Annotated in this window: 13 protein-coding genes; 5 read left to right on the top strand and 8 right to left on the bottom strand. The window is 60.1% G+C overall.

The features are described 5' to 3' along the window. Positions 1-14 precede the first annotated feature (14 nt). From MKFW12EY_RS13305 to MKFW12EY_RS13280, 6 genes are all read right to left on the bottom strand, one after another. The gene (locus tag MKFW12EY_RS13305; protein ID WP_221053157.1) at positions 15-1496 is read right to left on the bottom strand and encodes an efflux transporter outer membrane subunit; all 1482 of its coding nucleotides are present in this window, start codon (positions 1494-1496) and stop codon (positions 15-17) included. 11 nt (positions 1497-1507) lie between these two features. Next, positions 1508-4630: an efflux RND transporter permease subunit gene (locus MKFW12EY_RS13300; protein ID WP_221053156.1), complete on the bottom strand. Its 3123-nt coding sequence runs from the start codon at positions 4628-4630 to the stop codon at positions 1508-1510. Beyond that, positions 4627-7758, bottom strand: a complete 3132-nt coding sequence (locus MKFW12EY_RS13295; protein WP_221053155.1) for an MdtB/MuxB family multidrug efflux RND transporter permease subunit — start codon at positions 7756-7758, stop codon at positions 4627-4629. Before MKFW12EY_RS13295 ends, MKFW12EY_RS13300 begins: the two co-directional genes overlap by 4 nt. Before the next feature lie 3 nt (positions 7759-7761). Then, positions 7762-9027: an MdtA/MuxA family multidrug efflux RND transporter periplasmic adaptor subunit gene (locus tag MKFW12EY_RS13290; RefSeq protein ID WP_221053154.1), complete on the bottom strand. Its 1266-nt coding sequence runs from the start codon at positions 9025-9027 to the stop codon at positions 7762-7764. Beyond that, entirely contained in the window at positions 9024-9683 is a 660-nt protein-coding gene (locus tag MKFW12EY_RS13285) for a TetR/AcrR family transcriptional regulator (protein WP_054759117.1), read from the bottom strand. Before MKFW12EY_RS13285 ends, MKFW12EY_RS13290 begins: the two co-directional genes overlap by 4 nt. Before the next feature lie 375 nt (positions 9684-10058). Continuing rightward, on the bottom strand, positions 10059-10919 hold the full coding sequence (locus tag MKFW12EY_RS13280; protein WP_054759115.1) for a PilZ domain-containing protein: 861 nt from the start codon (positions 10917-10919) through the stop codon (positions 10059-10061). 207 nt (positions 10920-11126) lie between these two features. Here MKFW12EY_RS13280 and MKFW12EY_RS13275 point away from each other — a divergent pair, with 207 nt between their 5' ends. The 5 genes from MKFW12EY_RS13275 (at position 11127) to MKFW12EY_RS13255 (ending at position 18328) form a co-directional block, all read left to right on the top strand. Then, the gene (locus MKFW12EY_RS13275) at positions 11127-12344 is read left to right on the top strand and encodes an MFS transporter (protein ID WP_221053153.1); all 1218 of its coding nucleotides are present in this window, start codon (positions 11127-11129) and stop codon (positions 12342-12344) included. Between the two features lie 40 nt (positions 12345-12384). Next, positions 12385-12858 carry a transcription elongation factor GreB gene (gene greB / locus MKFW12EY_RS13270; protein WP_054759113.1) on the top strand — a complete coding sequence of 158 codons (474 nt, stop codon included), beginning with the start codon at positions 12385-12387 and terminating at the stop codon, positions 12856-12858. Positions 12859-12916: 58 nt separating this feature from the next. Further along, on the top strand, positions 12917-13393 hold the full coding sequence (locus tag MKFW12EY_RS13265) for an FKBP-type peptidyl-prolyl cis-trans isomerase (RefSeq protein ID WP_054759111.1): 477 nt from the start codon (positions 12917-12919) through the stop codon (positions 13391-13393). Positions 13394-13733: 340 nt separating this feature from the next. Beyond that, positions 13734-14738, top strand: coding sequence for an ABC transporter substrate-binding protein (locus MKFW12EY_RS13260; RefSeq protein ID WP_221053152.1), 1005 nt, complete (start codon positions 13734-13736; stop codon positions 14736-14738). Further along, positions 14735-18328: an EAL domain-containing protein gene (locus MKFW12EY_RS13255; RefSeq protein ID WP_221053151.1), complete on the top strand. Its 3594-nt coding sequence runs from the start codon at positions 14735-14737 to the stop codon at positions 18326-18328. The genes MKFW12EY_RS13260 and MKFW12EY_RS13255 overlap by 4 nt, the downstream gene beginning before the upstream one ends. 177 nt (positions 18329-18505) lie before the next feature. Here MKFW12EY_RS13255 and mepA read toward each other — a convergent pair whose 3' ends face one another. Beyond that, positions 18506-19384 (bottom strand): penicillin-insensitive murein endopeptidase, encoded by an 879-nt coding sequence (gene mepA / locus MKFW12EY_RS13250; protein ID WP_245006309.1) that lies wholly within the window; start codon positions 19382-19384, stop codon positions 18506-18508. A gap of 216 nt (positions 19385-19600) precedes the next feature. Continuing rightward, positions 19601-21223 carry a SulP family inorganic anion transporter gene (locus tag MKFW12EY_RS13245; RefSeq protein WP_221053150.1) on the bottom strand — a complete coding sequence of 541 codons (1623 nt, stop codon included), beginning with the start codon at positions 21221-21223 and terminating at the stop codon, positions 19601-19603. Positions 21224-21347: the final 124 nt, after the last annotated feature.

Here is a 21347-nt window from a genome sequence, read left to right as displayed (position 1 = left end):
AGCCGCCAAGCCGTTTATTCCACCAACGGTAGAATCAAATAATCGGTCCACTTCCGCTCGCCGCCGGCCTGGTCCGCCGTCGGCAGCAGGGTTTCGTTCCAGCCGCCGCCCAACGCTTTGACCAGTTGCACCGACGCCGACAGGCGTTGTCCCAATAACTGCACCGCGGTTTGCTGGTTGGCCAGCGCGGCGGTTTGCGCGGTCATCACGTTCAGATAGCTGACCGTGCCGGCTTGGTACTGGTTGTTGGTCAACGCCAGGGCTTGTTTGGCGTTGGCGACCGCCTTGTCCTGGACTTGGGTTTCCTGTTCCAGAATCCGTAACGCCGCCAAATTGTCCTCCACTTCCTGGAAGCCGGTCAGTACGGTCTGCCGGTACGCGGCGACGCTGGCATCGTAGGCGTCGATGGCTTGTTTGTACTGGGCGTTCTTGGCGCCGCCGTCGAAAAGGGTCAAGGCCAGGCCGGCCGGGCCCAGCGACCAATAGCGGCGGGCCATGGTAAACAGGTTGCCGGGGTCGCCGGACTGGAAGCCGTTGGTGCCGCCCAGATTCAGGGTCGGATAATACGCGGCCTTGGCGACGCCGATCTGGGCGTTGGCGGCGGCGATTTGGCGTTCCGCCGCGGCGATGTCCGGGCGGCGCTCCAGCAATTCCGACGGCAGGTTGACCGGAATACCCGGCGGTTGGCTGTTTAGCGGCGTCGGCGCCAATGCCAGTTCCGCCGGGGTTTTGCCGATTAGGACTGCAATCGCGTGCTCGAGTTTGGCGCGTTGCACGCCCAAATCGATGGCTTGGGCGCGGACGGTTTCGAGTTGGGTTTCGGCTTGGACGACATCGGCTTTGGCGGCGACGCCGACCGCGTAGCGGTTTTTGGTGATTTCCAGGGTCTTGGCAAACGCGGCGATGGTTTCCTCGAGCAAAGCCTTCTGCGCATCCAGCGTGCGTAATTGGAAATAGTTGTCCGCCAGCGTGGCCTGGCTGGAAAGAATCAAGCCGTGCAATGTCGCGGCGCTGGCTTGGGCGCTGTCGGTATTGGCTTCCAGTTGCCGCCGGACCTGGCCCCATAAATCCGGCTCCCAAGCGATACCGACCGCCTGGCCGAACAGGTTGCGTACCCCGGCGACGGCAACGTTTTGGCCGGTGGCGGCTTTGAAGCGGTTGAAGGTACCGGTCAAGGTTGCCACCGGCAGCAGCGACGATTGCGCCGATTGCACCAGATGCTGCGCCTGGCGGTATTGCGCCTCGGCTTGCATGACGGACTGGTTGGCGCCGGCGACTTGCTCGGCCAGACTGTTCAACAACGGGTCGCCGTATATTTCCCACCATTTACCGGGCAATCCGCTATCGCGCGGTTGTGCCTGTTTCCAGCCTTTAATTTCCTTGAATTCGTCGGATAGCGCCGCTTGCGGGCGGACATAATCGGGACCGACCGTGCAGGCGGCCAAAGGCAAGGTCAGCAAGCAGGCGAGCGTGGCGGAGTTTTTTGTTGAGCGCATGAAGATCAGTGTTAAACGGAGTGGGTCGCCGGGCGGGCGTTAAGGTTGTTAAAACGGCTGTGCAGCCACAGTCGGAATCGGTCCAGATACAGATAAACCACCGGTGTCGTGTAAAGCGTCAGCAATTGGCTGAATATCAGCCCGCCGATGATCGCGATGCCAAGCGGCTGGCGCAATTCGGCGCCATAACCGCTGCCGAAGGCCAACGGCAGCGCGCCGAACAAGGCGGCCAACGTCGTCATCAGAATCGGCCGGAACCTGAGCAAGCAGGCCTCGAAAATCGCAGCGCGCGAATCCAGGCCGTGCTCGCGTTCGGCGTGCAAGGCAAAGTCGATCATCATGATCGCATTTTTCTTGACGATGCCGATCAACAGAATCACGCCGATCAGCGCGATGATGCTGAATTCCTTGCCGCAGGCCATCAGCGCCAGCAACGCGCCGACGCCGGCCGAGGGCAAGGTGGACAGGATCGTCAGCGGATGCACCAGGCTTTCGTAAAGCACGCCGAGCACGATGTAAATACTGATCAAGGCCGCCAAAATCAGCCAAGGTTGGTTGCGCAGCGCTTCCTGAAACGCCTTGCCCGAGCCCTGAAAGCCGCCGGTTATCGTTGCCGGCAGGCCGATGTCGCGCAAGGCTTGATCGATCGCGGCGCTGGCGGTCGACATCGATACGCCGGGTTTCAGGTTGAACGACAACTCGTTGACCGCGAATTGGCCTTGGTGGCGCACCGTTAACGGTGTATTGGTCGGGGCAAAACTGGCCAGCGCCGACAGCGGCACTTGCTTGGGCTGGCTCGATTCGGCGGCTCCGGGTTGGCCGGGAGCGCTGATGTAAAGCTGCTTCAAAGTATCGGTAGACTGCCAATATTGCGGTGCCACTTCCATGATGACCCGGTATTGGTTTAGCGGATTGTAGATCACCGATACCTGGCGCTGGCCGAAGGCATTGTTCAGGCTGGTATCGATCAAACCCTGGCTGACGCCGTAGCGGGCTGCCAGATCGCGGTTTACGGTAAGACCGATCTGTTCGCCTTTGTCTTGCTGGCTGGAGTTGACATCGCTCAATTCCGGCAATTTGGCGAACGCGGCCTGGACTTTGGGCGTCCATTGCCGGAGCAGTTCGAGATCGTCGGACTGTAAGGTGTAATCGATCAGGCCGAACGACATCCGGCCGCCGATACGCAGTTCCTGGGCCGGGAACATGTGCAGATTGGCGCCTGGTATCCGGCCAGCCGCCTTGCGCAGCCTGTCCATCACAATCTCGATGCCGTCGCGCTGTTCGTGCGGTTTCAAGGTAATGAAGATCCGAGCGCTGTTCGCGCTTTGCGAGCTGCCGGCGAAACCGGCCACGTTGGCGACGGCCGGGTCTTTTAGCAGAATGTCCACGATTTGTCCGAACTGCTTTTGCAGGGTCTGGAACGAGGTGTTCTGGTCGGTCTGAATCTCGCCCAGCAGGCGGCCGCCGTCCTGGGTCGGAAAAAAGCCCTTGTCGATCGCGCCATACAGATAAACGTTCAAGCCTATGGTCGCCAGCAGCAACAACAGCATGATCCGGCCGTGGCGCAGGGCCCAAGTCAAGCTGCTCAGGTAAAGCCGTTGCAGCCAGTCCAAGGCCGAGCCAATCGCATGGTAGGTCCGGCCGTGCCGTTTTTCGTCCTTGCCCAGCCAGCGCGCGCACAACATCGGCGTCGTCGTCAACGACACCAGTAAGGACACTAGCACCGCGGCCGACAAGGTCACGCCGAATTCGCGAAACAGCCGGCCCGGCACGCCGCCCATCAGCAGAATCGGCAGGAATACCGCGACAAGCGACAGGCTCATCGACAATACGGTAAAACCGACTTCCTTGGCTGCCAACAAAGCGGCGCGGAACGGCGCCACGCCAGCCTCGATATGGCGGTTAGTGTTCTCGACCACGACAATGGCGTCGTCGACGACGAAGCCGGTAGCAATGGTTAAGGCCATCAGCGTCAGGTTGTTGAGGCTGAATCCGCATAGATACATTACGGCACAGGAACCGAGCAGAGAAGCCGGCACCGCGACGACCGGCACCAGCGCCGAGCGCGGATTGCGCAAAAACACCAGTACCACCAGGATTACCAACACCACCGCGACGAACAGGCTGTGTTCGACTTCTGCGATAGACGCCCGAATCGACAGCGAGCGGTCGACCACCACCGACAATTCGATGTTGCTCGGCAATGCCGCCCGCAGTTGCGGCATCACGGCCAGGACCTGGTCTACGGTCTGGATCACGTTGGCCAGCGGTTGTTTGCGGATGATCAGCAAAACCGACGGTTTGCCGTTATGCAAGCCGGTATTGCGCAGGTCCTCGACCGAATCGACCGCTTCGCCCAGGTCGGCGATCCGTACCGGCGCACCATTACGGTAGGCCACAATCAACGGCAGATACTCGTCGGCCTTGCGGGCCTGGTCGTTGGCCTGGATTTGCCAGCGGGTATCGGCGCTTTCCAACACGCCTTTCGGCCGGGTGACGTTGGTCTGGGTGATGGTATTGCGCACGTCTTCCAAACCGATGCCGTAATGGCTCAGCGCATTCGGGTTCAATTCGACCCGCACCGCCGGCAAGGCCGCGCCGCCGATTTGCACCTGGCCGATGCCGGGAATTTGCGAAATTTTTTGCAGCAATATCGTCGACGCGGCGTCGTACATCTGGCCGCGGCTGAAGCTGTCCGAAGTCAATGCCAGAATCAGGATCGGCGAATCCGATGGATTGTCGCGCCGATAACTGGGCCGGTTCGGCATGTTGCTGGGCAGCATGCCGGCGGCGGCGTTGATCGCGGCTTGCACGTCGCGGCAGGCGCCGTCGATGTCGCGACTCAAGTCGAACTGCAAGGTAATCTGGGTCGAGCCTTGCGAGCTGTTGGAAGTCATTTCGGTGACGCCGGCGATCCGGCCCAATGCCCGCTCCAACGGCGTGGCGACGGTCGCGGCCATGGTTTCGGCATTGGCGCCGGGCAATTGCGCCTGCACCGACACGGTCGGAAAGTCCACTTGCGGTAGCGACGATACCGGTAAATTCAGGAACGCCAACATGCCGCACAGCGAGATTGCCACGGTCAGCAGCGTGGTCGCGACCGGACGGCGGATGAACAGGGTCGATAAATTCATCGCGATTCGCCGCCGGTTTCGGTTGTGCCGTCGCCGACAACGCCGCATGCGGTTTTGACCCGGCGCGCCAGATTATCCATTGCTAAATAAATCACCGGCGTGGTGTATAGCGTCAACAATTGGCTCAACAACAAGCCGCCGACCATCGTGATGCCCAGCGGATGGCGCAATTCCGAACCGACGCCGTTGCCCAGCATCAACGGCAGGGCGCCGAGCAAAGCGGCCAGCGTCGTCATCAGAATTGGCCGAAACCGCAGCAGGCAGGCCTGAAAAATCGCCTGTTCCGGCGGCAGGCCCTGTTGGCGCTCGGCCTCCAATGCAAAGTCTATCATCATGATCGCGTTCTTCTTGACGATGCCGATCAGCAAAATGATGCCGATGATGCCGATGATGCCCAAATCGCCGCCGGATAGCTGTAATGCCAGCAACGCGCCGACGCCGGCCGAGGGCAGGGTGGACAAGATCGTCAGCGGGTGGATGTAACTTTCGTACAACACGCCGAGCACAATATAGACCGTGACGATGGCTGCCAGAATCAGCCACAGCGTATGTCCGAGCGAGGCGTTGAAGGCCTGCGCGGCGCCCTGGTAGGCACTGCGGATAGCCAGCGGCAATTCGACATCTTGTTTAGCGGCTTCGACCGCCGCGACCGCGTCGCCCAAAGCATAACCGGGTGCCAGATTGAACGATACGGTTGTGACCGGATACTGGTCGAGATGATTGATCGCCAACGTGGTCGGCCGCTCGGACAGTTCGGCGATGGCCGACAGCGGCACCTGGCTACCGTTGGTCGACGGTATCCGCAATCCCTGCAAGTCTTGCGGCCCGGTTTGCTCAGCCGGATCGACTTCCAGCACCACCCGGTATTGGTTGGCTTGGGTAAAAATGGTCGAGACCAGGCGTTGGCCGTAAGCGCTGTACAGGGCGTTATCGATGGCGGCGGTACTGACGCCGAGCCGGCTGGCTGTGGCCCGGTCGATATTGACGAACACCTGTCGGCCCTGGTCCAGTACGTCGCTGGTCACCTCGGCGAACTCCGGCCGCTGCCGGAGCCGGTCGACCAATTTACCGGTCCAGCGGTTCAGTTCGTCCAGATCGGCACCTTCCAACGTGAATTGGTATTGGGTGCGGCTGACCCGGTTTTCCAGCGTCAAATCCTGCACCGGTTGCAGATACAAGGCAATGCCGGGCTGGCCGGCCAGGCGTTCGCGCAGCGCGGCGATGACTTTGTCCGCCGGCGGCCGTTGGCCGTGCGGTTTCAGGTTAATCAAAAACCGGCCGCTGTTCGGCGTCGGATTAATGCCGTCGACGCCGATGAACGACGACAGGCTCGCCACTGCCGGATCGGCCAGGATCGATGCGGCCAATTGTTGTTGCCGTTCGGCCAGGGCCTGAAACGATACCGTTTGCGGCGCTTCGGAAAAGCCCTGAATCAGGCCGGTATCCTGGCTTGGGAAAAATCCCTTCGGAATCCAGACATACATCGCCACGGTCAGCGCGACGGTGGCGAAGAACACCAACAAGGTGGCGGTTTGCCGGCGCATGACCCATTCCAGCGTGCGGCCGTAGCCATCAATCAAGCGGTCGAACCAACCGGCGCCGGCCTCGGTCTCGCTGTGGCCGCTGCGCAATAATTTGGCGCACATCATCGGCGTCAAGGTCAGCGAGACGAGCGCCGAAATCAAAATCGCCACCGCCAACGTGATCGCAAATTCGCGGAATAGCCGGCCGACCACGTCCGACATGAACAGCAGCGGAATCAGCACGGCAACCAGCGAGAAGGTCAGCGAAATAATGGTGAAACCGATCTGTTCCGAGCCTTTTAGCGCGGCTTTCAACGGCGGTTCGCCGCGTTCGATGTAGCGCGAGATGTTTTCGATGACGACGATGGCGTCGTCGACCACAAAGCCGGTCGCAATCGTCAAAGCCATCAACGTCAGGTTGTTGATGCTGAAGTCGGCCAGATACATCGCGGCAAAGGTACCGACCAAAGACAACGGCACCGCGACGCCGGGAATGATCGTGGCGGGGACGTTACGCAAAAACAGGAAGATCACCATCACCACCAGCGCCACGGCCAGCAACAATTCGAATTGCACGTCGCGTACCGAGGCGCGGATGGTCACGGTGCGGTCGGTCAACGCCGAGACTTCGACGCCGCTTGGCAGCCCGGCCTGTAATTTCGGTAGCAGTTCTTTGATACGGTCGACGACTTCGATTACGTTGGCGCCGGGCTGGCGCTGGATGTTGACGACCACGGCGGCATTGTCGTTGGCCCAGGCCGCCAGTCGCACGTTTTCGGCGCCGTCTATGACATTGGCGATGTCGGCCAGTTTGACCGGCGCGCCGTTTTTATAAGTGACGACCAACTCGCGGTATTCGGCCGCCGAACGCAATTGGTCGTTGCTGTCTATCGTCGCGGCGCGGGCCGGGCCGTTGATCGAGCCTTTGGGTTGGGCGACGTTGGCGGCGGCGATTGCGGCGCGCACGTCTTCCAGGCTGATGCCGTAAGCGGCCAGGGCTTTGTGGTTGGCTTGAATCCGCACTGCCGGACGTTGGCCGCCGCTGATGCTGACCATGCCGACGCCGGGCAATTGGGCGATTTTCTGGGCGATGCGGGTATCGACCAGATCTTCGACTTTGAACAAGGGCAGCGCTTTGGAACTGACCGCCAGCGTCATGATCGGCGTATCGGCCGGATTGACCTTGCTGTAGATCGGCGCTTGCGGCAGGTCGCTGGGCAGGAAATTGGTCGCGGCGTTGATCGCGGCCTGCACGGTTTGTTCGGCGACGTCCAGATCCAGATTCAGGTTGAATTGCAGCGTAATCACCGATGCGCCGCCGGAGCTGGTCGAGGTCATTTGGGTCAGCCCCGGCATTTGCCCGAACTGGCGCTCCAACGGTGCGGTGACGATGGCGGTCATTACTTCAGGACTGGCGCCGGGGTACAGCGTGGTGACCTGTATCGTCGGATAATCGACCTGCGGCAGCGCAGACACCGGTAGCAGCCGGTAGGCCAGTACGCCGACCAGCAACAAGGCCACCATCAACAACGAGGTTGCGACCGGCCGCAGGATGAATAATTTGGACGGATTAAAGCCGGCCTTGCCGGGATCGGTGAAACTCATGGCTTAACCGCGCCGCCGGCGTTTGCCCGCTTCGCTATCGGGTGGATTGGCATTCGGTTGGGCGGCGACCGTCTGGCCGTCCCGCTCGGCAACGTCGACTTTAGCGCCGTCCTTGACCCGGTCGCTGCCGTTGACGATCAAGGCTTCGCCGGCGGCCAGCGCGTTTGGCACGGCGATTTTTTCGTCGTTGCCCGGGCCGGGTTCGATGCGGCGCAGATGGGCTACGTTTTCGCCGTCTACCACATAGACGAAAGGGCCTTGGCCATCGTGCTGCAACGCCGCCGCCGGGATTTGCGTGACACCGCGTAAGGTTTCCAGGTGCATTCTGACGTTGACGAACTGGTTGGCGAACAGGGTTTGTTCGCGGTTATCGAACTCGGCTTTCAGTTTGATGGTGCCGGTGGCCGGATCGATCTGGTTGTCCAGCGCGATCAGTTTGCCGGCGGCCAGTTTGGTCTTGCCGCTACGGTCGTAGGCTTCGATACCGATGTCCTGGCCTTGTCGATAACGTTTGGCCACTTCCGGCAGTCGGTCTTCCGGCAATGTGAAGACGACGCTGATCGGCTGCAATTGGGTGATGACCACCAAGCCGTTGGCGTCGCCGGCGCGGACGATATTGCCTTGGTCAACCTGGCGCAAACCGACCCGGCCGGAAATCGGTGCGGTCAATTTGGCGTAATTCAGTTGCAATTTGGCGTTGTCGACCAGCGCTTGGTCCATCTCGACGCTGCCGCGGTATTGTTTGACTACCGACTCCTGCGTCACAGTCTGTTGAGCCGCGATGGAATCCTGTTCCAGCAGGGTTTGGTAACGGCTCTGGTCGAGTTCGGCGTTTTTCAATAGGGCTTGGTCGCGTTGTAATTGGCCTTGGACCTGTTGTAACTGCACCTGGAACGGCCGTGGGTCGATCTCGGCCAGCAGGTCGCCGGCTTTGACCAACTGGCCTTCGCTGAAGTGGACTTTTACCAGTTCGCCGTCCACCCGCGGTTTGACGGTGACGGTTTTCAGCGCGGTTACGGTACCGAGTGCGTTCAGATACACCGGAAAGTCGCCGCTACGTGCCGTTTCGACCGCGACCACCGCCGGAGCGTCGTCTTCCTGAAAAAAACGCCGGCCTTTGCTGCCTTTCTCGGCTTTTTGCTCCGGCGCGGCTTCGCCGTTATGGAAATAAATGCCGGTACCGGCCAGGCTGAGAAGCAATGGGGTTACCAGCCAAAACCAGGTTCGGCTTTTGCCGGACACCGGCGAAGTTGTCGGTTGATTCGTCATACGGAGAGGCGTTTAGGTAAATTTTGCGAACGGATGGCGCTAATTCCGGCCAGCGAGAAATCGATGACATGGGCGGCAAAGGCGTCGATATCGCTCAAATCGCTGGGATAAGCGCGTTGCGGCCGGGCCTGCTGCATTTGTTTCAAGCGCAGCAATTGAAAGCATTGGCCCATGATACTGGCATGGCAATATTGCAGTTGTTGTTCGCTGGCGTTCTGACCCAGGCATTCGCGCAATAAAGCGAACATTTGCAAACGTTGCGGATTGATTTCCTTTTCCAGGATGTCGGCTAGCAGTCGGGTGGGTTGTGCCATTTCCTTGTGAACAATGGCGAACGAATAAGACTGGGCGTCGGCGATGCGGCGGATCATCGACTCGATCCTGCCGGCCAGGCGCCGCTCCGCCGAGGCCTGCCGCGAGACGCCGCCGTCGGCCGGATAACGGGCCAATTCGTCGTTGAACGCATGGCGCCAGGCTTCCAGATAAAGATTGCGCTTGTCGCCGAAGTGGTAATTTACCGCAGCGATATTGGCTTGCGCCTGTTCGCAGATTTCGGCAATCGTCGCTTCCTGGTAGCCTTTCTCGGCAAAGATGCGGCCAGCCGCAGTCAATAGCCGGGTGCGGGTGCGGGCTGATTTGGTTTTAAGATCGGTCATGCGCGCGGTTGTTCGTCCTTTAACAAACTGGGCAATTAAAATTGCCGATTGAAATTGGAATATTAACTTAGCATTTACCGTGCCACCGGTTGAAAGTCGTTGGTTCAAGCCGTTCGTTGCTATTAATCGGATCGGACTGTTTGAAAATCAGCAGCCGCTGCACATCGGCTGTTGCCTGCCATACAAGCAAATATTCTGACTGAAGTGCGGCCGGAGCGTTCCGGCCGGAAGTGTAAAATCGGGTAAAACCGGGGTTGGGCCCGCTGCGATGTCGTTAAGTTAAGGCACAGACCGGCTTGTTCAAATTCTGGAGGAGCAGGCCATGCCTGCGACCGAAGGCGTTTGATCGCAGGCGAGGGGTATTGCCGAAGCAATTTAGAACGCCAAATAAAGGTAAGCGCTCAAAGCGCCGGCGCCGATGCCGACGATTTTCAATTTGTCCAGGCCGCTTTGCTGGTCCCAGAAATACAGGCAACTGGATTTTTTGCGGGAGGCGAACAACCGCAAAGCCTGGTAGCGGCGTTTGGCGGCGGCCGGTACTTTACGGCCTATCAAGTACAACGCCACGGCACCGGTACTGACGATGGTATAAAACACGATGACCTGGGTCTCGTGGGTGTCGGTGTGGAACAGATGTTCGACCACGTGATCCAGCCCCATCTCCAGATACTCGAACAACAGATGGGCCAGATGCAGCGCGATTGCCCACAGATGGTGCAGCAGTCCGAGCAGCAGCGACCAGGCCAGATCGGGCATGGCCAGCGCAGCCAAAATGGTAACGGCGGCCAGCGCGGTAATCGCCATGTTTTGCCGCCGGCGGCGTTCGACGTGGCGGTGTAGCAATGCGGCGTCGGATTCGCTCAAGTTAACGAAACGGACGCCGACGCTATGCGGGTAACGGCCGTCTTCATACGGATTGCTGGGTTTGCAATACACCACCTGGCCGCAGGTGCTGACCGTGGTCATGCTCGATAACAATAATATTCTGAGTTGCAGGTAATCCCCGCTTTGCAGGCGTTCCTTGCTGGTGAACGACATGCCGTTGACGCTGATATTGGCCTGCAGCGTATCGTTTTCGATGCTGTTCGATGCCGGCAGCTCCGGGCCGGATAGCCGGCCGTTTGCCGTCGAGAATTCGCCGTAAGGCAGTACTTGGTAGAAAAGGTTGATTTGCTCGTAGATGCGCAGCGCCAGCCTGCGGTTGTTGTTCTTATTAGCGGTTGCGGTCAAGCTCATCGATGCCCTCGTTGATCTAGCGGATTAGGTTTGATAATAGCCAATGCCGGCGATTTCTCAATCTGTCTGCCGGCAGCCCACCAGTGTACCGTAAGCCGTGTGGGCCTCTCTTTGGCGCGTTGCCGGCCGGCCTGCGGCAGCTCGAAACGCGGTAAACTTATCGGTACGCGGCAACCGCCGCATTGCGACCCTTTGCTTCGAAACCACATGCACCTGCCTGCTTATTTCAATTCCGCTTTTATCAAATTACTCGGTTTCCGCTTATTGATTGTGCTGGCCTACCAGATGATGGCTATCGTCGTGGGCTGGCATATCTACGAATTGACCCACGATGCGCTGGCCTTGGGCTTGATCGGTCTGGCCGAAGCGCTTCCGTATTTTTGCTGCGCGCTATTCGCCGGCTATGCGGTCGACCACTATTCCCGGCGCTGGTTCGGGCTGGGCGCCTGCCTGCTGGTGGCCTTGAACGGGCTGATGCTGGTTGCCGTGGCGGAGAATTGGATCGTCAGCCGGCCGCTGGTCTGGATTTATGCCGCGGTCGGCTTGACCGGCATCGCCAGGGCTTTTATCGGCCCCAGCTACAGCGCGTTGTTCGCGTTGGTGCTGCCGCGCGAACATTACGCCCGCGCCGCCGGCATCGGCAGTTCCGCGTTTCAATTCGGCCTGGTGGCGGGGCCGGCCATCGGCGGTTTGATCGTGGCCTGGGCCGGCAAGGCGGCGGCTTACCAAACGGCGACCGGCTTGTGTCTGGTAGCCACGCTGGCGCTGTTGTCGTTGCGGGTCGCGGAGCCGTCGCCGGCGCAGAGCGCGCCGATTTTTACCAGCATCGGCGAAGGCTTGCGCTTTGTGCTCGGCAATCAGATCGTACTCGGTGCACAATCGCTGGATATGTTTGCGGTGCTGTTCGGCGGGGCCGTGGCGATGCTGCCGGCCTTTATCCATGAAATTTACCACTACGGCCCGGAAGGTTTGGGTATCCTGCGCGCGGCGCCGGCAGTCGGTGCGGTGGCGATGGGCTTGTTCCTGGCCCGATGTCCGATCGACGCCCACGCCGGCCGCTGGCTACTGGCGGCCGTGGCCGGTTTCGGTTTGTGCATGATCGGCTTTGCCCTGGCGCCCGGCTTTTGGCTGGGCGGAGCCTTGCTGCTGTTGTCCGGCTTGTGCGACGGCGTGTCGGTGGTGATGCGCACGACGATTTTGCAGTTGGCGACGCCGGATGCGATGCGCGGCCGGGTGTCGGCCATCAACGGTATATTCATCGGTTCGTCCAACGAAATCGGCGCCTTCGAATCCGGCGTCGCGGCCCGCTTGTTGGGTTTGGTGCCGTCGGTGGTATTCGGCGGTGCGATGACCTTGCTGGTCGTAGCCGGCACGGCAAAACTGGCGCCGCAATTGCGCCGTTTGCAATTGCACCAATTGCATTGACTCCAATTTTGCGACTTCCCGAAACGAGGCGGGCAAAACTATGGCAACACCTTTGATTACCCGGCAGGGTTACGAAAAATTACAACAGGAACTGGATCACCTGTGGCGGGTAGAGCGGCCGGAAGTGACGAAACTGGTGACCTGGGCTGCCAGCCTGGGCGACCGCAGCGAAAATGCCGACTACCAATATAACAAGAAGCGTTTGCGCGAGATCGACCGCCGGGTGCGCTATCTGCAAAAGCGCTTGGATACGTTGAAAGTGGTCGACTACCATCCGGACCAGGAGGGCAGGGTGTTTTTCGGCGCCTGGGTCGAGATCGAAAACGACGACGGCGAAAAGAAGCGGTTTCGCATTGCCGGTTACGACGAGATTTTCGACCGCAAGGATTATATTTCGGTCGATTCGCCGATGGCGCGGGCATTGTTAAAAAAACAAGTGGACGACGATGCCGTGGTCAAAACCGAAGCCGGCACGTTCACCTGGTACATCAACGCGATCGAGTACCAGAAATAGCGCAATACGCGGCAAAAGGCTTTATCATGTCGGCTTTTCTAACCAGTAAAGACGCCTTATGCAAATCACAGACAAAACCGCCGTTTCCATCCATTACACCTTGACCAACGGCAGCGGCGAGCAGTTGGATAGTTCCAGAGGCGAAGCTCCGCTGGTTTACCTGCACGGCGCCGGCAATATCATCGCCGGTTTGGAAGCGGCGCTGACCGGCAAACAGGCCGGCGACAAATTCAATGTGACGATTCCCGCCGACCAGGCCTACGGCGAAGTCTCCGAAGACATGATCCAGGTTGTCTCCCGGAAAATGTTCGACGGTATGGATCTTGAGGTCGGCATGCAATTTCATGCCGATGTCAGCCACGGTCCCGGCATCATTACCATCACCGAAATCGACGGCGACGATATAACGGTCGACGGCAACCATCCTTTAGCCGGCGAAGCGTTGACTTTCGACGTCGAAGTGGTCGAGGTCCGCCCGGCCAGCGCCGACGAAATCTCCCACGGCCACATCCACGGCGCCGGTTGCCACCATTGATGGTGCGGCAACGCCGGCCTGCCCAGGCCGGCCGCCTGTCCGGGCCCGCCCGATTTGAAATCCTGCCGGTCGTCGCTAATCTTGTACCGTAACGGCCCATGGTTGCATTCGGTGCGCTGCGGGCTTTCCGTTAGCGTAGCTGTTCGGAGGCCGAAGCTAGTCGGTTAAGGCCTTGTATAGCACGGGCTATCGGGCATGCCGCAGCGGACCTAAGGTCGGCCGGCCGTAGTTCCAACGCCTCACCGGGAGCGGCTCAGCTTAACGCCATAGCCCAGAGGTCTGCCCAACCTAAACCGGCCGGATGTTTTGCCTTTCGGAATGAATACTCGGATGTTGTTTAATGCCTACCGCTAAACGCTCACTGCCGGCAAAGCTACGACCGTTACTGACGCTGGCCGGCTTAATCGCACTGTTTTACCTCACTGCTTTTTCCTGGGTTGCGACCGCTCCGCAACCGCTATTGCGGGTCGCCACCAACGTCTGGCCCGGTTACGAAACCTTGTACTTGGCCCGGAGTTTGGGCTTGTTCGGCTCGGCGCCGATACGCCTGGTGGAAATGACCTCAGCCAGCCAGGTTTCCCATGCCTTGCAGAATGGCGCCGTCGAAGCGGCCGCGTTAACGCTGGACGAAGCCATTGCCGCGATGCAGCAAGACAGTGTCGATTTGCGCGTGGTGTTGGTGCTGGATAGCTCCGAGGGTGCAGACACATTGCTGGCGCGGGACGGGATCGATACCGTGGCCGGTTTGCGCGGTAAGCGGATCGGGGTGGAAAACACCGCGACCGGAGCGGTGTTGCTCGATGCGGCCTTGCAAAGCGCCGGATTGGACATCGGCCAAGTCAGCATTGCACCGATGACGGTGAACGACCATTTAGCGGCCTGGCAACAAGGCGGTATCGATGCCGTGGTCACCTTCGAACCGTTTCGCAGCCGGATATTGGCGGCCGGTGCCCGCGAATTGTTCAGCAGCCGGCAAATCCCCGGCCGCATTTTAGATGTGCTGGTGGTGCGCGCCGACGTGCTGGCGGCGCATAGAGAAGCGCTGCGGAGTCTGGTCGCTGCGCATTTTGCCGCGCTCGCTTATTTTTCGGCCAACCCAAGCGATGCGGCGCAACGAATGGCGCCGCGGTTGGGCGTCGCCGCGGATCGGGTGTTGCCGTTATTCGAAGGCTTGAAATTGCCGGATCGCAGCGCCAATCGGGAGTGGCTGACCGGCGCCGAGCCGGAGTTGACGAGGGTCGCCGCCGAGTTGGTGCAATTGATGTTGCAGCATCGCTTGATCGCGAATCCGGTCGCTACTGCTAATATCGCCGCCGCCGAATTCGTCGCGGAGCCGCAACGGTGAAACCTATCGTTACGCTTCGCTTGAGTAGGGCGTTGCCGGCCTTGGTGATCGGCAGTTTCGGCCTGTTGTTGCTGTTTTCGCTGTTTTACCAGCATAACCGGATGTTGCTCGGCATCGAAACCGAGGCGATGGAGGATGTGCGCCGCTTGTTGGCGGACACCGAGTTGCATATCGAAACCCTGTACCGGCACGGCCAACAGGAACTGATCGCCGAACAAATCGCCGAGCTGGCGGTAGACAGCCATATCGACAGTGCCGCGTTGCTGGATGCCAGCGGTAAAGTGCTGCGGGCGACCCGTTTCGAATGGATCGGACGCAACTATGCCGAACTTTCCACCGAACCCGGCCCGGCTGAATTCGAGCGGCTCCGGGCCGAGCGCCGGGCCGCGGTCCGTTTTTCCGCAGACAGGCAGCGCTTGACGGCTTATCAAGCGGTGGCGATGGCCACCGATCCCGGCAGGCTGCGGCCGAACCAAATCGGCTTGCTGGTGCTGAATTACGATTTGTCGCGCAGCAAGGCGGCAAGCTGGAATTTGCTGGTGCGCTCGATGTATCCGATCTGGGGTATCGGCATTTTATTGCTGATTGCGATGGCCTCGGCGATTTCGCTATGGATGGAGCGGCCGTTGCGGCATCTGGTCGATGTGGTGGGGCGCTTCGCCGGCGGCGACTACCGGGTACGCTCGCGGCTGGCCGGCAACAGCGAGTTGGCTATTCTAGGCGACGCTTTGAATAGGATGGCGGCCGAATTGGCCACTACCATCGCCGAGCTGGCGGAAAGCAAGGAAAATCTGGCGGTCACGTTGTTTTCGATCGGCGATGGGGTGATCGCCACCGATGCCCAAGGCCGGGTCAGTTTCATGAACGACGTGGCCCAAACATTGACCGGCTGGCACTTGGCGGACGCCGCGGGCCTGCCGTTGGAGCGGGTGTTTCACATCGTCAATGCCTACAGCCGCCAGCCGACCGAAGCGCCGGTCGCCAAAGTGCTGGCGACCGGCTGCATCATGGGCCTGGCCAACCATACCGTTCTGATCGCGAAAGGCGGCGCCGAATACCAAATCGCCGATTCGGCGGCGCCGATTCGGCGCCAGGACGGCGAAATATGCGGTGTCGTGCTGGTGTTTCGCGATGTGACCGAGGAATACGCGCTGCGCGAATCGCTGCAACAGGAGCAGGCTCTGCTGCGCAGCTTGGTCGATGCGGTGCCGGACCTGATTTTCTTCAAAGACCGCGATAGCGTCTATCTCGGCTGCAACAAGGCGTTCGCGCGCTACGCCGGCAAAGCCGAAGCGGAGCTGCTCGGCAAGACCGATTTCGATTGTTTCGACAACGAGACCGCCGCCGGTTTTCGCCAGCACGACATACAAATCTTGCAGACCGGCCGCTCCATCGGCCATGAAGAATGGATCACTTACCCGGACGGCGAACGGGTGTTGTTGGACACGGTGAAAACGCCGTTTTTCGGGGCGGATGGCCAAGCTTCGGGGGTGGTCGGTATCAGCCGCGACGTTACCGAACGCAAACGCTTCGAGCAGCGTTTGGCCGACAGCGAGGCGCGCTACCGGGCCTTGAGCGAGTTGTTGCCGCAAATGGTCTGGACGGCGACGGCCGATGGCGCGCTGGATTACACCAACGACTGGGTCATCGAGTATTTCGGTTGCGGCGCCGAACAACTGGCCGGCGCTGGATGGCAGAAATACGTACATCCCGAGGATTTGCCGGCGGTATCGGCATGTTGGCGGCAAGCCGTGGAATCGGGCAGTGTCTACGAAGCGGAATTGCGTTTGCGCCACCATAGCGGCCGGTATTTCTACCATCTGGCCCGCGCCGTGCCGCACCGCGACAGCCAAGGCGCAATCGCGAAGTGGTACGGTTGCAGCACCGACATTTCCGAGCGCAAGAAAGCCGAGGAGCGGCTGGAGCTATCGGCCAGGGTATTTCAGGAAGCGCACGAAGCCATCATGATTACCGGCGTCGACGGCAACATCGTCGATGTCAATCCGGCTTTTTCTACGATGACCGGTTATTCCCGGGCAGAGGCCGTCGGCCAAAATCCGCGTATGTTGGGTTCCGGCCGCCATCCCCCGGAATTTTTCGCCGAGATGTGGCAAAGCGTGCGCGAACAGGGCTATTGGCGCGGCGAAATCTGGAACCGGAAAAAGAACGGCGAACTCCACGCCGGTCTGTTGAGTATTTCGACGCTACCGGGCAGTAACGGCGACATCCGCCATTACATCGGCCTGTTTTCCGATATCACCGAGAAAAAATTATCCGAAGAACAGATTTGGCGGCAGGCCAATTTCGATGCGTTGACCGGGTTACCGAACCGGCGCATGTTTCTCGACCGTCTGGCGCGGGAGATTAGAAAAGCGCATCGCAACGGCAGCGTGCTGGCGCTGTTGTTTCTGGATTTGGATCGGTTCAAGGAAATCAACGATATTCTGGGGCATATCCAAGGCGACAGCCTGCTGCAGATTGCCGCCGAGCGTCTGGCCGGTTGCGTGCGCGACACCGATACCGTCTCCCGCCTGGGCGGCGACGAGTTCACCATTATCCTGCCCGATTTGGAAAACGGTGAAAGTGCGGAACGCGTTGCGCAGAACATTCTGCGCAAAATGGCCGAACCTTTTCCGCTGAACGGCGAATTGAACTACGTCACCGCCAGCATCGGCATCACGCTGTATCCCAACGATTCCCTGGACCAGGAGCAATTGATCAAAAACGCCGACCAAGCCATGTACGCCGCCAAAGAAAGAGGGCGGAACGGCTACAGCTTTTTCACGGCGTCGATGCAGCAAACCGCGCAATTCCGGCTGGCTATGGTTACCGATTTGCGCAGTGCGCTGGCCAATTGCCAGCTCGAGGTGTATTACCAGCCGATTGTCGAATTGCCGGACGGCGCGATTAGTAAAGCCGAAGCCTTGCTGCGTTGGCGGCACCCGCAACGCGGCATGGTCAGCCCGGCCCAGTTCATCCCGTTGGCGGAAGAAAGCGGCTTGATCCACGAGATCGGCGACTGGGTGTTCCGCCAAGCGGCGCAGCAGGCCAAATTGTTGCGCGAGCGCTACCGGGCCGATTTTCAGATCAGCGTGAATAAATCGCCGGTGCAATTCCGGCCGCGTTCCGACGCCGATTTCGGCTGGCTCAATTACTTGAAGAGTTTGGAGTTGGACGGCGCGGCCGTGGTGGTCGAGATTACCGAAGGCCTGCTGCTGGATGCGCAAACACTGACCAAAGCCCGCTTGCTGGATTTTCGCGACGCCGGCGTGCAAGTCGCGATCGACGATTTCGGCACCGGTTATTCGTCGCTGTCCTACATCAAAAAATTCGATATCGATTACATCAAAATCGACCGCAGCTTTATCAATAACTTAAGTCCGGAATCCCAGGACGAGGCTTTGTGCGAAGCGATCATCGTCATGGCGCACAAGTTAGGCTTGAAAGTGGTGGCCGAAGGCGTGGAGACCGCACAGCAACGCGACTGGTTGATTGCGGCCGGTTGCGATTACGCGCAGGGATACCTGTTCAACGAACCGATGGCCGGGCCGCAATTGCTGGAACTGCTGGCCGGTTCTCGCCTGGCTTAGCGGCCGAGGACTTCAGGTACCCCGGTCAAGCCGGTGTAAAGCCAATTCCGTTAACTTAAGGAACAGCCCGGCTTGTTCAAATCCTGTAGGAGCAGGCCATGCCTGCGACCGAAGGCGTTTGATCGCGGGCATGGCCCGCTCCTACCATCCTCAACTTAACGACATTGGGTGTAACGCTTAGGGTTGCCGCAACAGGCGTTCGCATTGTGGCGGTAACGGTGGCGCCGGTTGCGGCGCGCTTTTGGCGGGCGCCTTGGCTTCGTCGGAAAACCACCAGGCCAGGCTGGCGTCGCAACCGTCTCCGGCCGGCAGCGGTTCTTGCGCTTGGCACAGACCGTTATGCGGCGGACATTTCAAGCGCACGTGGAAATGGTCGTCGTGCTTCCACCACGGCCGGATTTTGCGCAGCCAATCGGACGCGCCGGCCGATTTGCGGTTGCACAGCTCCTGTTTGATGCTGGGGTTGACGAATATCCGGTCCACTTCCGGCTGCCGGGCCGCGGCTTCCAATATTCTGGCATGCGCTGCGGTCCATTGCCGGCGATCGACCGCATCGGCGCGGCTGTCGACGACGGAGGGTGCATTCCAGGTTTCCCGTTCCGCCTCGCTCAAGATGCGGGTTTCGGCCGGCTGCAGCAGCAAAAACCAGATGTCGACGTCCAGGCCGGTTTGATGGCTGCGGTGTCCGCTCGGTGTCGGGCCGCCGCGGGGTTGGCCGAGATCGCCGACCAGTAAGGAACCGAGGCGTTCCCGCTCGGCCGCCAGACCAAGCTGCTGGATGAAGCCGATCAATGCCGGGTGGCCGTAATAGCGTTTGCGCGACAGGCGCATGACCTGGTAACCGGGGCCTTGCAGCGGCAGCGTCGCGGCGCCGGCAATGCAGCCGCCGTTATAGGTGCCGATGCTTTGCCCGCCGTCGGCATCGGTGCTGGGGCCGGAAACCGCAGCCCATGCGGCAGCGGCGGATCCGGCTTGGGCAGGGTAAATCGGGAAGAGCAGGCCAAGGTAAAACAACATGCGGCCAAAGCGGAAGCTGAGCAAAATCGGACGTTTCATGGGCGGTATCAATACTTGGGGAATATCGGTTTTAGCGCGGTGCGGCAGTAAAGCTCCGCTGAGGCGTTTCGTTACATGATAAATCGGCCGAGATCGCCTTTGCACGGCAGCGATGGTCCGACGGTGGTCGGGATTGCCGCGCTTCGCCAGGCGACAGGCCGCTCTGGCTCGGACGGCAACAGCAGGTAACGCAACGTGCGGCATTTTCCGCTCGGTTCAGGCTCGTTTCCGGGCCGCCAAGGCGTGCTCGCCCAGGGCTTGCAGATTTTCCAAACCGCGGATTTCGCAACGCCCGCCGCGGGCAGTGTAATCGGTGCGGTAACTATCGATGAATTCCATCACGGTGTGGTCGATCAGTTCGGCGCCGCTTAAATCGAAGATCACGGTTTTTCCGTCGCCGAGTGTCGCCAATTGGCTTTTTAAGGCCAGAAAATTGGAAAACAATGCGGAGCCGTCGACCTTGACCGTCCATTGGTCGGCGCTGTCCGCCCGCAGATGGTAAGACAGGCTGAGCAGGTTGGCCAGCGGTACGCCCCGGCCCAAATGCAGCAGTATTTTTGCGCCGATACCGATCAGTACGCCGGACAGCAGATTGCCGGCCAGGATCGCGACAATCGTGATCAGGAACAAGGCCAATTGCTCCTTGCCCAGATCCATGCTTTTGGCGAACACCTTGGGCGAGGCCAAGCGGTAACCGGTGTAGACCAACAGCGCCGCCAGCGATGCCAACGGTATCGCCGCGATCCAATGCGGGAACAGCACGACGAATAGCAACAAAAAGCCGCCGTGAAAGAAATTGGCCCAACTGCTGCGGGCGCCGGCATCGATATTGGCCGAGCTTCTGACGATTTCGGCAATCATCGGCAAGCCGCCCAGCATGCCGGACACCGCGTTGCCGACGCCTATCGCCGTCAGCTCCCGGTTCAGGTCGGAATAGCGCCGGGCCGGGTCGAGTTTGTCGACCGCCGCCGCGCTGAGCAGGCTTTCCAGGCTGCCGATCAGGCAAATGGCGATAACGCTCTCCCAGAACGGCCAACTCGCCAGTTTGCCGAAATCGGGCAATTGCAGGCTGTCGGCCAGGCCGGCCGGAATCGCGACCAGAAAATTGGCTGCGAAATCGAGTCCGGACGGCAACACGAAAGCGTATTCCAGGTGCGGACGCTCAAGTCCGAACAGTTTGCCCATCAGTACGCCGATGCCGATCACGACGATGGGAGCCGGAATGCGGCGCAACAGCGGATGCCGCAGATAAGGCCAGGCCAGCAACGTAACGATGCCGGCCAGGCCGATCAGTCCGGTCGTCGGTACGAAATAGGTTAAGGTCTGCGGTAATTGCGCTATCGCCGCCGGCAAGCCATTGCCGTGTAGCTGCAACCCGGCGATCACCGGCAATTGCTTGACGATGATGATCAGGCCGATTGCGGCGAGCATGCCGTGCGCTACCGAGGCCGGAAAGAAACCGGCCAGACGGCCGGCTTTGAAATAGCCCAATACAATTTGCAGCAGGCCGGCGACGACAATCGCCGCCAGCGTATAACGGTAACCGGCCCAGGCGTCGCCGTCGCCCAAGGCTTGCACCGCATTGAATATCACGACGATCAAGCCGGCCGCCGGCCCGGTTACGGTGAGTTGGGAGCCGTTGATGCGCGACACCAGCAGGCCGCCGACGATTGCGGAAATGATGCCCGACATCGGCGGAAAACCGGAGGCCGTGGCGATGCCGAGGCACAACGGCAGCGCAATCAGAAACACGGAGAAACCGGCATAAAGGTCGCCGAGCCGTTTTTCGCCACTGGAGCCGTGTCCGGAAAGATTTGCTGGGTTAGTTCGGTTTGCCATGAGTGCTCCGGAATAGAGGGTTGCGAGCCAGCCCCGCTGCGATACGGTCCGGCGGTTGCAACCGGTCGCACCTGCGCTGGGCGGATAGTGGCGGCATGATAACCGGTTTTCGCCGAAACCAAGC

This window comes from Methylomonas koyamae, assembly GCF_019669905.1.
Classification (GTDB): Bacteria; Pseudomonadota; Gammaproteobacteria; order Methylococcales; family Methylomonadaceae; genus Methylomonas; species Methylomonas koyamae.
This window is presented reverse-complemented; position numbering and strand designations above follow the sequence as displayed.

Coding starts and splice junctions, on each gene's coding strand:
- MKFW12EY_RS13305 (WP_221053157.1), bottom strand. CDS start 1,496: ATGCGCTCAACAAAAAACTCCGCCACGCTCGCCTGCTTGCTGACCTTG.
- MKFW12EY_RS13300 (WP_221053156.1), bottom strand. CDS start 4,630: ATGAATTTATCGACCCTGTTCATCCGCCGTCCGGTCGCGACCACGCTG.
- MKFW12EY_RS13295 (WP_221053155.1), bottom strand. CDS start 7,758: ATGAGTTTCACCGATCCCGGCAAGGCCGGCTTTAATCCGTCCAAATTA.
- MKFW12EY_RS13290 (WP_221053154.1), bottom strand. CDS start 9,027: ATGACGAATCAACCGACAACTTCGCCGGTGTCCGGCAAAAGCCGAACC.
- MKFW12EY_RS13285 (WP_054759117.1), bottom strand. CDS start 9,683: ATGACCGATCTTAAAACCAAATCAGCCCGCACCCGCACCCGGCTATTG.
- MKFW12EY_RS13280 (WP_054759115.1), bottom strand. CDS start 10,919: ATGAGCTTGACCGCAACCGCTAATAAGAACAACAACCGCAGGCTGGCG.
- MKFW12EY_RS13275 (WP_221053153.1), top strand. CDS start 11,127: ATGCACCTGCCTGCTTATTTCAATTCCGCTTTTATCAAATTACTCGGT.
- greB (WP_054759113.1), top strand. CDS start 12,385: ATGGCAACACCTTTGATTACCCGGCAGGGTTACGAAAAATTACAACAG.
- MKFW12EY_RS13265 (WP_054759111.1), top strand. CDS start 12,917: ATGCAAATCACAGACAAAACCGCCGTTTCCATCCATTACACCTTGACC.
- MKFW12EY_RS13260 (WP_221053152.1), top strand. CDS start 13,734: ATGCCTACCGCTAAACGCTCACTGCCGGCAAAGCTACGACCGTTACTG.
- mepA (WP_245006309.1), bottom strand. CDS start 19,384: ATGAAACGTCCGATTTTGCTCAGCTTCCGCTTTGGCCGCATGTTGTTT.
- MKFW12EY_RS13245 (WP_221053150.1), bottom strand. CDS start 21,223: ATGGCAAACCGAACTAACCCAGCAAATCTTTCCGGACACGGCTCCAGT.